Origin of the sequence: Paenibacillus taichungensis (genome assembly GCF_013359905.1) — a bacterium.
Classification (GTDB): domain Bacteria; phylum Bacillota; class Bacilli; order Paenibacillales; family Paenibacillaceae; genus Paenibacillus; species Paenibacillus taichungensis.
The window spans coordinates 867,206-879,751 of the sequence record NZ_JABMCC010000118.1; the positions used below are offsets into that span (position 1 = coordinate 867,206).

The window sequence follows — 12,546 nt, forward strand, 5'->3', positions numbered from 1 at the left end:
CCCTGACACCTATTGTCATGGTATAATGTCGGCATGGAAAATAACCGATTATTCAGAATGCTATTGCTGTTATTGGAGAAAAAGAAAGCTACCGCCCCCGAGCTCGCGCGTTTGTTCGAGATATCCGTGCGCACAGTGTACCGTGATATCGACAGACTGAGTGCCGCGGGTATTCCCGTATACACGACAACCGGCAAGCATGGCGGCATCCATCTGATGGACAACTTTGTCATGGACAAATCCCTGTTGTCCGAAGATGATCAGAATGAAATTTTGCTTGGATTATATAGCGTCAGCGCCATCCCTCACCTTAACACTGCCCATATGCTCAAACGTTTAACCGCCCTGTTTGATCACAAGCTGGACTGGATCGAGTTTGACTTTTCACCATGGGGCACCATTCCATTGCAGGAGAGGGAACTGTTCAATCAGGTCAAACAGGCGATCCTCACCAATCAATGGATTACGTTTCACTATGTCAATTCGGATGGAGAGAAGAGTGTTCCGACGGTTGAACCTCTCAAACTTTTGTTCAAGAACAGTACTTGGTATTTTAAGGGGTACATTCACGACGAGCACGATCGAAACGAATTTCAGACGTTCAAAATGAAACGCATTACCCAGCTAAAAATTCTGCCGAGGGTTTCCCGAAACAATATAAACATCGGATCACCGGAAAATGAGACTCACGTCACAATCAACCAAATCGCTCTGGAACTGTCGTTCTCCAACTCCATTGCTTATAGAGTGTATGATTTTTTTGAACCGTCACGCGTTGAAAAAGATTCCGACGGCAGGCTGCGCGTTGCCCTTGAACTGAATGAGGGAGAATGGCTGTACTCCTTCCTGATGTCGTTTGGATCTGACCTGACCGTAATCAAGCCTCCACACGTTGGAAAGGAACTGCTTAGGCGACATATCAACGCGGTAGAACATTTACAACAGGTCGTTAACAACAGGTTGGAAAATGAATGATATAATGAAGCTCTGATCATCTGTTGATTCTTTTACTTTTTTTGCTATCTATCCATTTCCTGAAGGAGGTTTGTCCATGCAAGACATTAGACATAACAATGTGGAACGATTCAAAGGTTTCGGTACGTTATATGACCAGAACCGGCCTGCTGCGCCCACCGAGGTCGTAGATATTCTGACGAATTATTTGGGCAGCAAACCTCGCTTGGTCGCGGATGTTGGCTGTGGTACGGGCTTATCGTCATGGATTTGGCTAAATGAGGCAGAACGTGTTATTGGCGTCGAACCAAGCGATGATATGAGAGCTGTCGCAGAGTCCAAATGGGAAGCAGCAGGCAAACCGGACCATCTGCGTTTTGTCTCTGGCCTATCCCACGAACTGGGACTACCTGATGGCAGTGTGGATATCGTGACCTGCTCACAGTCGTTCCACTGGATGGAGCCCCAGTCCACACTGCGCGAATTTGCGCGTGTACTGCGTCCAGGAGGCATATTTGCTGCCTACGACTGTGACTGGCCACCAGTGGTCGATTGGCAGCTGGAACAAGCCTATCTGCATTTGAATACGGAGGCAGATCATCGAGCTGCCAGTCTGGCTCCCCAGGAGAATCAAGCACATAAATGGAATAAAGACGGACATTTGCAGCAGATTCAGCAGTCCGGCTTGTTCCGTTATTCGCGTGAAATTGTGTTTCATCATCGGGAAACATTCGATGCCGACCGATACGTCAATCTGGCCCTAAGCCAAGGCGGCCTGCAAACGGCAGTGAAACTCGGAGCCACTGATCTACTTGAGGTAGCAGACGAATTTAGACAGCTGGCTACTCGTATATTTGCCGGAGAATCGAGACAAGTTCTATTCTCATATCGGATGCGCTTGGGCATCGTCTGATCTTAATCTAATCTCATCCAGAATCTCTAAAACATAATTCACAAAAGAAACCTGCCCATCACGAACACAGTGATGTTGCAGGTTTTTTGTTTATATAGCCATCAGGATGAGAACAAATTACTTAGTTGTTCCTCCTGTACATTCAATGCCAACACTACTTTTGACGGGTCCTGCTTCGAGTAGATCACGTTAATAATATGACCTTGCTGAACCTGAGGTAGGGTAGATGGATAAATTTCCTTTGGTATAGTGACCTTAAATGTCTCTCCATTTGACTTCGTTACACTAAGCGTAAGCTGAAGTTTGATTTTGCCATTACCTCCGCTTCCAAGTGGAGTAACATCCAATATCTTGGCCATCGCTTTCTCGCCCGTTCGTGCAATATCCATCATCTCAGGTGCCACGCCATGCTGCACCATCTTTTCATCCAGCAATTGCTGCATATCTTCCTGAGACAATCGTCCTTTCAGATCAAGTCCTACCTTGCGTTCATCCTTCACGGAGACCACTAACGGAATGAAGCTGCCCGGCTGAAACTGAGCCATGGACGTCAACGGTATGATCGTTCTCAACTCGGTATCGTATTTCTCACGTCCTTTACGCGAGACGGTCAGGCCCAGTCGAACTTCCGGCTGCTCATTAATATACGTACCCGTCTGCTGGATGCTTTTAATGACACCAACCGCTGGTAATCCTGACTTCACTCTCCCAACGCCGAAGATATTAGCCAAAATGGAGGGAATAAAGATCAGCCCAAATCCGGCAAAAATCGCTGGTGTATACCACCATGCCTGCATAATGATAAAAGGATCATTCCACAGCTGCTGTGCCAGAAATGGGGAGAATCCCACCCCAAACACAGTCAACACACCGACCAATCTCAGGAAACCTACCATCTGCCCCACCCTCTCTATATCTCTATTATTCGTTGTTAGTTGTCTTTATTAAATGATAGAATGCTCGTTTGTAGTTCGAACACCTTCTAGACGGACAACAGACCCATGTAAATTAGCTCTGTCGGATTCGCCGGATTTTGCCCCAATCCCACTCGATCTCCCACGCGTGGAATCTGCATCTTGGACAACAGTGTTTCCAATGTTCGCTGATACTGATTGCCATTCGTCTCTGTTACATCCAGCACAAGCACAACAATTGGATCAAAATTGATCAGCTTGCCCGTATCGGTAATCGTGATTACCGTGGCTGTTGCAGTTAAGGGAAGGGAACCACTTGCCGCCAGTTGTGCCTGTTTTGCCGAATCCAGACTCTGGTTGATGGCTTCCCGATGCTCCTTTGATACAAAACCTTTCATCATCATGCCGGTAAGTCCTTTATTCATCATTTTATCTGCCTTCGCAATCGCATCTTCCTGCTTGTTCTTTTTACCAAACCATCCCATAATGAACACCTCGTTTTTTTATTTTTGGTTATAGTTAAAGTATAAACAGGAGGGCTTGTCCTTGAATACCCTTTTGACTGCATACAAAAGAAACGAAAAATCCGGTGATTAAACCACTGAATTCTCGTTTCTTTAACATGCTTTTTGATGGATTCCGCAAAAAAAGAGCCGTAAACGACTCTTCAATGAAAGGTTTGGAGGCATATTTTGTGCCTAATGCACCGGTATTGAACAAAATCATGCAAAAAAACGGCTGTTCCACGCCGATTTTCGATCTATTTTTTGCGTAACAGGTAGACCAGCTTCCGATAATACATGGCGGCTTCCTTATATTTTCGCAGATCCTCGGACACCACGGCCATTCCCTCATATAAAGGTTCAAGACGCATGGCATGCTGCACGGACTCAAAATAAGGCAGACATGCGAGCGCTCGCTCCATGAACACTTCACGATCTCCATGCGCAAGAGCAAGATGGCTCTGGTAGAAGGTTGCACTCATCTGCTGATCCTGAGTTGTTGCACTATTCAACAGTTGATCCACACTCTGCGCAAGTGCCCCCCAGTTTTTTCGTGCCAGTGCCACTTCACACCGATACACACTCACTAATGGCTTCATGGCCTGCTGGGTTTCTTCGGGTTCTTGCTGCAACAGGGATTCGAATCGTTCGATCTCCGACTGCGCCTGATCCAGCCCCCCCGTCATGGTTAACATGACAATCCGATTATTCGCAATGGCAGTGACCAGATCGCCCTGATTACCGGCATACACCAGATTCGCCTCTGCCATAGTCAATGCCGAGAGCGCCTCCTGTACCAGTCCCATCGCAAAGCAATATCCGCTGTACGCCACATATAAACCGGACAACCGATGAAACAGCCGCTGATCATAGACATGTCTCATGGTGAGATCGAATACCTGCTTGGCCTCTTCGTACTGTTTGACCTGAATGTAGGCTTCCATCTTGATATTTTGCACAGACAGCCAGAATTCACTTCCAGGAAGGGCCAATTCACTTAGCCTGGTTGCATGCGTTAACACATCCACAGAAGCAAGCTTGGAACGATAGTACTGCACTTTGTAATATAATAACGCCTTCGCTAGCGGACGCGGCAGATCTACATCGTCAGGACGGCCGTATTTCTCCAGATAAAAATTCAGATAGGATGTATGTATATATTCATGAGCCGATGCATCATTTAATTGTTGGTAATAGACCGCCTTCATTAAAGCCGTGGTCAGCTCTACTGTCAGCGCATCATCCCGATCCTCAAGTGCGTGCACGATATCTTCTGCTATTACTGAAGCTGGAACTGACATTTGATCAAAAATAGCCTCTGCCCGCGCCAGTGTTTCTTCATCCTGTGCAGAAGCGTTTAACAGATAGGAAGTCGTTACGCCAAGACGTGACGCAATAGCCTCTGCCAGATCTTCAGGGAGTGGATAACGATCGGCCAGAATATTAGCAAAGTGAGCCTGCGTAACCAAACCTTCCACGAGGTCTTTGCGGGAGATTTGCTTTCTTTTGCTCAGAAATTCAATCCGTTCCTTCAGCATGGCTAGTCTTCCTTTCGTTTCGATCCTGTGAATCACAAAAATCCAGTGATAAAGGCGAACGCTTCGCTTCTCCAGATCTGTTCTGTCCTCTCCGTTGTTGTGTAAATGTTTAGTTCAAACTATATAATATCATCCAGGGTACGAAGCCGGATACCGTCTTTTAACCAAATCCATCGAAACGGTTTCCGTTTCGGAGGCAATTGTTTTACAATAAGGTGGTATGTACAAGAGCATTATCCAATTATGAAGAACAAGAGTTGAATATGAAAGGATGCAAATGAATGATTATTAAACCAAGAACACGTGGTTTTATTTGTACAACTTCCCATCCTGTAGGCTGTGCTGCACAAGTCCAGGAGCAAATTGATTATGTAAAATCCCAACCGCAATTGAACGGACCGCGGAACGTACTCGTTATCGGAGCTTCTACTGGATATGGACTTGCTTCGCGCGTCGTATCCGCATTCGGTGCCGGAGCCAACACCATCGGCATTTACCGCCCCAGCAGCTCCACTGAAAAACGTACGGCTTCAGCAGGCTGGTACAACTCCGCTGCATTTGAGAAGGCTGCGGAAGAAGCAGGACTGAAATCATACAGCATCACAGGTGATGCCTTTGCCAACGAAACCAGAGAAAAGACCGTTGAACTGATTCGCAGTGAACTCGGTCAGGTTGACCTGGTTGTCTACAGCGTAGCTTCAGCACGCCGTACCGATCCGAATACTGGTGAAGTATTCAACTCCGTGCTCAAACCGATTGGACAATCGTATACGAACAAAACAGTCAATTTCCATACGGGAGAAGTAACGTCCGTTACGATTGATCCGGCATCCGATGAAGAAATTCGCCAGACCGTAGCCGTGATGGGCGGAGATGATTGGGAACTGTGGATGGATGCCTTGCAACAAGGTGGCGTACTCGCCGACAATGCAACAACCATTGCCTTTTCTTATATCGGTCCTGAACTAACGCATGCCATTTATCGTGATGGCTCCATCGGCCAGGCCAAAAACCATCTGGAAGCGACAGCCCACAAGCTGAATGATCGTCTGAGTGCAAAGGGTGGACGTGCTTACCTAACCGTAGCCAAAGCGCTCGTAACCCAATCAAGCTCCGCAATTCCAGTGGTGCCGTTGTATATCTCTGCGTTGTACAAAGTCATGAAGGAAAAAGGCTTGCATGAAGGATGCATCGAGCAATTGCAACGCTTGTTCGCTGATCGCCTCTATGCGGGAGGAGAAGTTCCGACCGATGAAGCAGGGCGTATTCGTATTGATGATTGGGAGATGAGAGCGGACGTTCAGGAAGAAGTGGCGAAGCTCTGGGACGAGCTGACCACAGATAATATCTACGATCTGTCCGATTTGGTAGGATACCGTCAGGAGTTCTTCCAACTGTTTGGTTTCGAAACCGACGGCGTGGATTATGAAGCAGATGTTGATCCAAATGTTGAAGTACCTCATCTGCGTTAATTGAAAAGCAATATTGCTGTGGGACTGGCATAACAAGCTTATTACAGGTCCAAATTCAGCCTTAGGGGAGCGAGCTTTCGCTCCCTTTTTGACGTCAACCGCTTCTATAAAATCGACTTGAGTTGCTTTTTCAACCCCTTCGGCACCGTCTTCTCTACCGTGATGGATCGCGCTCCATGCATCGTTGCAAAGAACTGGAGTCCCTCCCGAAAATCCGTGATCCATTCCTCCACAGGCGGAGCAGTCTCTTCCATCGATAACAACCGAACCGTTAGCACGCCCGTTTTGCGATCAAGTCGCGGGTCCATGCGTCCAATCAGCCGATCGCCGTGAAGAATGGGCATGGCGTAATATCCGTAAGTTCGTTTCACCTCTGGTGTGTATATCTCCCACTTATAATGGAAATCAAATAAATCCACAATCCGTTCCCGTCTCCACAGCAGGTTGTCCAGCGGAGGCAGGAATCGTACCGGACCTGATGGATCATAATGTGGCTCTTCCCTTTCCATCTCACGCAACAAACCCTCATCTTCTGCACGGATATAATACTGCGTCGCAACATCCTCTACCTCCAGCGGAATCATGCGACCATCTGCGACACGCGCAGCCATATCACTCCGACGTTCAGCAGCCGTAGATTTCATCCAACCTAATCGTGGATCTCGGGCATCCACGACCCGATATGCGTAAATGTACTTGTCCATCAAAGCTTGCCTCTGAGCCAAGATATCGATCTCCGCTGTCATGGATTGGCCCTGCTCCAGCAGTCCGGATTCAGTAATATGAAAATAACGTTCATTCCCCTGCCTTGCCACGACACGAATGGCAGCCGAATCCAGTAGCAAGTTCAACGCTAACGAGGTGTCCTTCGTTTTAGGCACATCTGCACTGTCCCAATATCCACTCACCCGTTCGACGGCACGAAAAGCCCTTGACGGGAGCGGTCCCTCTTCTTCCAAACGCTTCAACACATGCTGCACTGTATTCTCCAGCCCTTGCAGGGAAGGAGCCAGACGCTCCCGTAATCGGGCACGCACAGGTTCGAACATCGCATAATCTTCGATCGGAATGACACATGCAGCATTGGCAAAATATTCGAACACTTTATGATCACTTAGCAAGGTATGTAAGTACTCAGAGGTATAGCCCGGATCACGAGCGCCCAACACCAAATGCTGATTCCCGGTTACGGCAGCGACAGGATCAATCTGTACGCAGCCAAGGGTGCGAATCAGCTGCATGACCTGTTCAGGACCCGAAGGCAAGGAAGCAGCGGGCCAACGTCCCAATAAAGATTGCGTTTGCAGCAAAAAACGCCGAACGATTTTTTTATCCATGCGAAGCGCTGTTGTCATATGTAGGATTCTTCCCTTCATCGAAGATAGGAGGATGTATAGCTATAATTGATCCAATTCAAAAGAGATACATTGATTTTAACAGTCCAAGGGATGTCATACCAATCGAAGGAAGAGCTTTTATTAAAATTTTGAGCTTATGCAGCACTCTGCACACCATAGACAAAATAAAAAGAAGCACCACCATCCTGGGTCCGCTTCTTGTGTTTGACCTTTTGCAATTTTTCCTGTTTCGTGGGCATGAGTCGAACATGCTGTGATAACGCTCCATAATCTCCATTTACTCTCCGACTTTGCTCCGGACACCATTGTCCTGACCGCTCTGCTTTGCGCAATGCTTTTTGTGTTTGTGTACGTGCCATGATAATTGAACACACTCCCTTGGTTGGTATGCACTCAATATATCATGTGCAGGCAGACAAGTGAAGGTGATTAACGTGGAAGTCTTTTCCGCCGTGATTGCCATGTTTCCACAGGTTCCTGATCGTCTTCCTCAATCAACTCCAGTGCTTCTTCCATTCTTCTGGATTTAAACAGCATGATCAGGTCCATCAGATCTTCACGGTCCAGCAACTTCACCCCGTTGACCGCTGCCAGCGTCCGGCATGCTTCCGTATATCTGGCTGAAGTGAGCACGATGGATCGATCTGCTTCATAATAACGCATGGACGTGTAAATCTCCTGTACTGCGCTGAGTCCAACCGGATGATTCGCTCCGTAACGTTTGGCCTGAATGACATTTCGTCTTCCTGCTCTATCCACAAACACAAGGTCCGCACCAAAATCACGGCTGCTTGTAGTCTTATGTACTTCGGCATAACCGAGCTGCTGGAATAAATGATACAGGTACAGTTCAAATTCCGATCCATCCTGCATTTTATCGATATCCTTAATCGTAATCTTACGTGGGTTGGCCTCACTTCGTATGCGCTGCCCTCGCCGAATTACACGGCGAATGATCCAGGCAATGAGTAGTAAAAGGACAATAACGCCTATACCCACAGTGGTCATATTTTCATTCCAATTCATGTCTGTTCTCCTTGTCATTCCTCTAATCTGGCAGGCTTGTACCCCTCTTAGCCCTCATCACCCGACTAAATATAGCAGACTTCTCTCTTAACAGAAAGAAGATGAATTCCCTGTAACCCTCTAACTTCTCCAAACAACTATAATTTTATACCTCAATCATAAAAGGTTACAGACACTCAGGTTGAATTTCACATGTATGAAATGGTAGAATTCAACAATCGGTTCTATTTTGAATCGAAGAAAGGTGGTTTATAACTTGCATACATCCAACAAACGAAAGTCCAAAACATGGGCTGCGCTTCTTCTCAGTGGCACGCTCCTCTTCAGCCTGCATACACCAAGCTACGCGGCCGCTGAACAAAATGCACCATTGCCTAAACCTTCATGGACATCATCTTCTCTCTCACTCACGCAAGTGAATACGGAGAAAGACGTTATCGTCAACGAAGTGAACGCAGTACCCGCGAAAAATCTGGTGTATGTGCATTCTTCCCAGCCCGTAACCAAAACAAGCAGCAATACGAAGTTGGATTGGCAGCTGGATTCGCTTCAGGCGCTGGATGCCACGACCGGACAATTGAAATGGAACGTTATTTTCCATGAGAAAAGTGGGCCTTATACAACCTACTCCAATTCACTATATACCAGCAACGGCACAGCCTATGTATATATGGAATATTCGGATGGAACCAAAAAGGTATACTCGTTCAATACTTCCGGCAAAACCAACTGGGTCAAAAACGTGAGTAATTCATCTTCCATGTACCTTCTGGACGACGATACGTTATTGATCGCTTCGAGCCCTGGTGTTCAATCGAACGGTTCCGTTCGATCAGCCATCTCGCTGTATGACAAAAAGGGAAAACTGATTACGGAAAAAACGATCAACGGTGCTGTACTCAAAGCAGGCAGTGATCGAATCGTAGTCGATGCAAGCAAGCAAACCAAAGTGGGCAGCTTCTGGCAGCCTGCCGCTAACCCCAAAGTGGAGATTTACGATCGTACGCTGAATCGTCTTTCCTTCTACCAGTTCCCGAGCAATGCCAACACTCTGGGAGACGGCGGCGGTGAATCGCTGGTCATTCTGGAAGATGGCTCCGTGATCATGCGTGCCAATTTTGCGAACACGGGTAACAAGCTGATGGGCTTTGGCACCGATGGCAAACTGGCCTGGGGCCGTGCGATTGCCGGTGATGCCTATGTTCAGACCGCGGGCAACAGTTATACCCTGTTTACAGGCCAAAAGCTGGAGCTGTACACCATGAAAGGCAAAGTGACCGAACGTACATTTAAGGAAGAGCAGCCTATTCTCATGCAGGTTGATCGTACACAGGACGGGCAATACAAACTTGATTTCGCTAAAAAGGGTTATATTCTCGATCCACAAACATTGGATACGGTACATGAATATGAGTTTGCATCCTCTCCTGGATTGCTCGATGGATATTCAACGTACAACGATCATATTATTTATCAGATCAATGACGATGCATTATCCAAGTATGTATTGAAGACAGCCTCAGCTAAATAGTAAATGGAGCGCTCTGGTTGACCGACTAACGGTTAACAGGGCGCTCTGTTATTTCACACAACGATGAGAGTCCCCCTCCCTTTTATCCTCTCTGCGCAAACTGGTATAATAGTATCGTTCACTTTTTCACCCTACTCTTGATTGGCAAGGAGCGTAGCCCTCCCATGATTATTCAATTCATTCGATACAGATAACTTAGGGCATAACATATACCTCTTTTTTCAAAATGTTCGATAGAGGTTTATTTGTTATGCCCTTTTCTTCAGTTATCCATATCTGAATGAATGGGGTGCTATTCCATGTCAATCCAACGCAGAGAACGTAGTGCTGCGCTTATTTATCCATACATCCATATGCTTAAATGTCCCGTCTGTCATCACACAATGACAACGATTAGTCGGGACAATATTCAATGTAGTTCCAGGCATTCGTTTGATTTGGCAAGACAAGGCTATATCAATTTCATGACACGATTTTTCAAGGGAAACTATGACAAACGTTTATTTACAGCCAAAAGGAATATTTTATCTCATACGGCTATCTATACACCTCTGACCGATATCATTCGCCATTGGATTGAAGATTACTCCGATGGCAGCAGTCAGCCCTTGCATATTCTGGACGCAGGTGCAGGAGAAGGATCTCTTTTGCATCAGATTACACAGAACACTCCAGTTGTGGGCTGGGGGATCGACATCGCCAAAGAGGGTATTGCCATGGCTTCTTCTACTTACGACCAGCAGATTTGGTTTGTTGGTGATCTTGCTTATAGTCCTTTTGCAGAGGGGCAACTGGACGTGATCCTGAATATCCTCTCCCCTTCGAATTATGAAGAGTTCGGGCGAGTGATGAAAAAGGATGGCTGGATCATCAAAGTAATTCCCCGTGACCGATATCTAATGGAAATGAGAGAGCTTTTGTTTCGGGGCCGATCTCATCAATTAGACAGCAGAGAGTATGTATTGGACCGATTTACCAAGCATCATCATCTCTTAGACAGCATTCCGCTAACATACACTCTGCCCGTTACGGAAATCATGATGAATTCACTCATTCATATGACACTACTCTCCTGGCATGGGACGGAATCAGCCATAGCCAGCGTTCAAGAGTCCTTATCCCAGATTACGATTGATTTAGAAATACTGGTGGGAAAAAAGAGATAAGTTCTGAAGCCATTGAGATAACATTCTCTTAATCATTGAACAATCAAAAAAATCCGGGGAAGTTCCTGTTGGAACTCTCCCGGATTTTTCAATAAGATCTGATGCAAATCGGTCTATTGTAAATGAAATTAATTATTCCAGTTTTCTTCAATAAATTCATCCCGTCCAGATATCGCACGGTCTTCCTTGTAATGTTTCTCATTTTTCTTGTGGTAATCCTGATGGTAATCTTCTGCCTGATAGAACACAACTGCATCCCGAATCTCCGTCACAATCGGTTGATTGAATCGCCCGCTTGCTGCCAGCTCCTGCTTGGACTGTTCTGCTAGCTCGCGTTGACGTTCATTATGGACAAAGATCGCTGTACGGTACTGACTTCCACGATCCTGAAATTGCCCTCCATCATCGGTTGGGTCCGTCTGGGGCCAGTATAGCTCCAGTAGACGTTCATACGGAAACACCTCTGGATCAAATGTAATTTCAACGACCTCGACATGACCGGTCTCCCCGGTTTTGACCTGCTCATATGTTGGGTTATCGACGTGACCGCCGGTATAGCCTGATACAATACCATGAATGCCTGGTTGCTCTTCAAATGGTGTAACCATACACCAGAAGCATCCGCCGGCAAATGTAGCTTTTTCCATGCACACTCATCCCTTTCTGTTGTACCTATATCTTAAAACAAAAAGAGGTTGATGGAAAGCCACGTCCGTGGACTTCCATCAACCTCTTCAGAAACATCTGTTATATTAACAGCTATTCATACTGCTTGTTGCCACTAACTGTTCATTCAAGAAATCTTGAATTCGTTACCCGCGGCTTCGACCCATAGAACGGAAGATCAAGCTCACGATCGCTACAAGTACGATGGCACCGATTAATGCCGGTACTATGTAGAATCCGCCCATTTCTGGACCCATGTCTCCCAGGATTACTCCACCTAACCATCCGCCGATAAAACCGGCAATGATGTTACCGATAACGCCGCCGGGAATGTCACGACCAACAATCAGACCTGCCAACCATCCAATGATACCACCGATAATTAATGACCATAACCAACCCATATCATTCACCTCTAATTAAAGTTTTTGTTGTTGTCTGTCTACTATTAACCGCTACAGAAGCATTTAAACAATTGGCATGAAAATTGTTGTATATTACCTTT

Annotated in this window: 13 protein-coding genes; 5 read left to right on the forward strand and 8 right to left on the reverse strand. The window is 46.4% G+C overall.

Annotated elements, in window-relative coordinates:
- Positions 1–57 precede the first annotated feature (57 nt).
- Positions 58–975, forward strand: a complete 918-nt coding sequence (locus tag HP548_RS27085) for a helix-turn-helix transcriptional regulator (protein ID WP_175383352.1) — start codon at positions 58–60, stop codon at positions 973–975.
- Between the two features lie 76 nt (positions 976–1,051).
- Positions 1,052–1,867 carry a class I SAM-dependent methyltransferase gene (locus HP548_RS27090; RefSeq protein ID WP_175383353.1) on the forward strand — a complete coding sequence of 272 codons (816 nt, stop codon included), beginning with the start codon at positions 1,052–1,054 and terminating at the stop codon, positions 1,865–1,867.
- Positions 1,868–1,968: 101 nt separating this feature from the next.
- On the opposite strand, the gene HP548_RS27095 is transcribed toward HP548_RS27090, so the two are convergent.
- The 3 genes from HP548_RS27095 to HP548_RS27110 form a co-directional block, all read right to left on the reverse strand.
- Entirely contained in the window at positions 1,969–2,763 is a 795-nt protein-coding gene (locus HP548_RS27095; protein WP_175383354.1) for a hypothetical protein, read from the reverse strand.
- An 86-nt stretch (positions 2,764–2,849) separates the two neighbouring features.
- Positions 2,850–3,266 carry a hypothetical protein gene (locus HP548_RS27100; protein WP_175383355.1) on the reverse strand — a complete coding sequence of 139 codons (417 nt, stop codon included), beginning with the start codon at positions 3,264–3,266 and terminating at the stop codon, positions 2,850–2,852.
- Between the two features lie 275 nt (positions 3,267–3,541).
- Entirely contained in the window at positions 3,542–4,822 is a 1,281-nt protein-coding gene (locus HP548_RS27110; RefSeq protein WP_175383357.1) for an XRE family transcriptional regulator, read from the reverse strand.
- A gap of 281 nt (positions 4,823–5,103) precedes the next feature.
- Between HP548_RS27110 and fabV the strand changes: the two genes are divergently transcribed.
- Positions 5,104–6,294, forward strand: coding sequence for an enoyl-ACP reductase FabV (gene fabV / locus HP548_RS27115; RefSeq protein ID WP_076287819.1), 1,191 nt, complete (start codon positions 5,104–5,106; stop codon positions 6,292–6,294).
- A 104-nt stretch (positions 6,295–6,398) separates the two neighbouring features.
- On the opposite strand, the gene HP548_RS27120 is transcribed toward fabV, so the two are convergent.
- From HP548_RS27120 to HP548_RS27130, 3 genes are all read right to left on the reverse strand, one after another.
- Entirely contained in the window at positions 6,399–7,649 is a 1,251-nt protein-coding gene (locus HP548_RS27120; protein WP_175383358.1) for a DNA glycosylase AlkZ-like family protein, read from the reverse strand.
- A gap of 137 nt (positions 7,650–7,786) precedes the next feature.
- Positions 7,787–8,011, reverse strand: a complete 225-nt coding sequence (locus tag HP548_RS27125; protein WP_175383359.1) for a hypothetical protein — start codon at positions 8,009–8,011, stop codon at positions 7,787–7,789.
- A gap of 70 nt (positions 8,012–8,081) precedes the next feature.
- Positions 8,082–8,678: a restriction endonuclease gene (locus HP548_RS27130; RefSeq protein ID WP_175383360.1), complete on the reverse strand. Its 597-nt coding sequence runs from the start codon at positions 8,676–8,678 to the stop codon at positions 8,082–8,084.
- Positions 8,679–8,934: 256 nt separating this feature from the next.
- On the opposite strand from HP548_RS27130, the gene HP548_RS27135 reads away from it, so the two are divergent.
- On the forward strand, positions 8,935–10,209 hold the full coding sequence (locus tag HP548_RS27135; protein WP_175383361.1) for a hypothetical protein: 1,275 nt from the start codon (positions 8,935–8,937) through the stop codon (positions 10,207–10,209).
- 353 nt (positions 10,210–10,562) lie between these two features.
- Positions 10,563–11,375 (forward strand): putative RNA methyltransferase, encoded by an 813-nt coding sequence (locus tag HP548_RS27140; protein ID WP_343054944.1) that lies wholly within the window; start codon positions 10,563–10,565, stop codon positions 11,373–11,375.
- 128 nt (positions 11,376–11,503) lie between these two features.
- Here HP548_RS27140 and msrA read toward each other — a convergent pair whose 3' ends face one another.
- Both msrA and HP548_RS27150 read right to left on the reverse strand, forming a co-directional pair.
- Entirely contained in the window at positions 11,504–12,022 is a 519-nt protein-coding gene (msrA, locus tag HP548_RS27145) for a peptide-methionine (S)-S-oxide reductase MsrA (protein WP_175383363.1), read from the reverse strand.
- A 165-nt stretch (positions 12,023–12,187) separates the two neighbouring features.
- A complete protein-coding gene (locus tag HP548_RS27150; RefSeq protein WP_017686880.1) occupies positions 12,188–12,445 on the reverse strand; it encodes a GlsB/YeaQ/YmgE family stress response membrane protein in 258 nt (85 codons plus the stop codon).
- Positions 12,446–12,546: the final 101 nt, after the last annotated feature.

Excerpts from the sequence above, each read along its gene's own strand:
- fabV (WP_076287819.1), top strand. The coding sequence starts at position 5,104 with ATGATTATTAAACCAAGAACACGTGGTTTTATTTGTACAACTTCCCAT.
- HP548_RS27150 (WP_017686880.1), bottom strand. The coding sequence starts at position 12,445 with ATGGGTTGGTTATGGTCATTAATTATCGGTGGTATCATTGGATGGTTG.
- HP548_RS27095 (WP_175383354.1), bottom strand. The coding sequence starts at position 2,763 with ATGGTAGGTTTCCTGAGATTGGTCGGTGTGTTGACTGTGTTTGGGGTG.
- HP548_RS27085 (WP_175383352.1), top strand. The coding sequence starts at position 58 with ATGCTATTGCTGTTATTGGAGAAAAAGAAAGCTACCGCCCCCGAGCTC.
- HP548_RS27100 (WP_175383355.1), bottom strand. The coding sequence starts at position 3,266 with ATGGGATGGTTTGGTAAAAAGAACAAGCAGGAAGATGCGATTGCGAAG.
- HP548_RS27110 (WP_175383357.1), bottom strand. The coding sequence starts at position 4,822 with ATGCTGAAGGAACGGATTGAATTTCTGAGCAAAAGAAAGCAAATCTCC.
- HP548_RS27125 (WP_175383359.1), bottom strand. The coding sequence starts at position 8,011 with ATGGCACGTACACAAACACAAAAAGCATTGCGCAAAGCAGAGCGGTCA.
- HP548_RS27130 (WP_175383360.1), bottom strand. The coding sequence starts at position 8,678 with ATGAATTGGAATGAAAATATGACCACTGTGGGTATAGGCGTTATTGTC.
- HP548_RS27140 (WP_343054944.1), top strand. The coding sequence starts at position 10,563 with ATGCTTAAATGTCCCGTCTGTCATCACACAATGACAACGATTAGTCGG.
- HP548_RS27120 (WP_175383358.1), bottom strand. The coding sequence starts at position 7,649 with ATGACAACAGCGCTTCGCATGGATAAAAAAATCGTTCGGCGTTTTTTG.
- HP548_RS27090 (WP_175383353.1), top strand. The coding sequence starts at position 1,052 with ATGCAAGACATTAGACATAACAATGTGGAACGATTCAAAGGTTTCGGT.
- msrA (WP_175383363.1), bottom strand. The coding sequence starts at position 12,022 with ATGGAAAAAGCTACATTTGCCGGCGGATGCTTCTGGTGTATGGTTACA.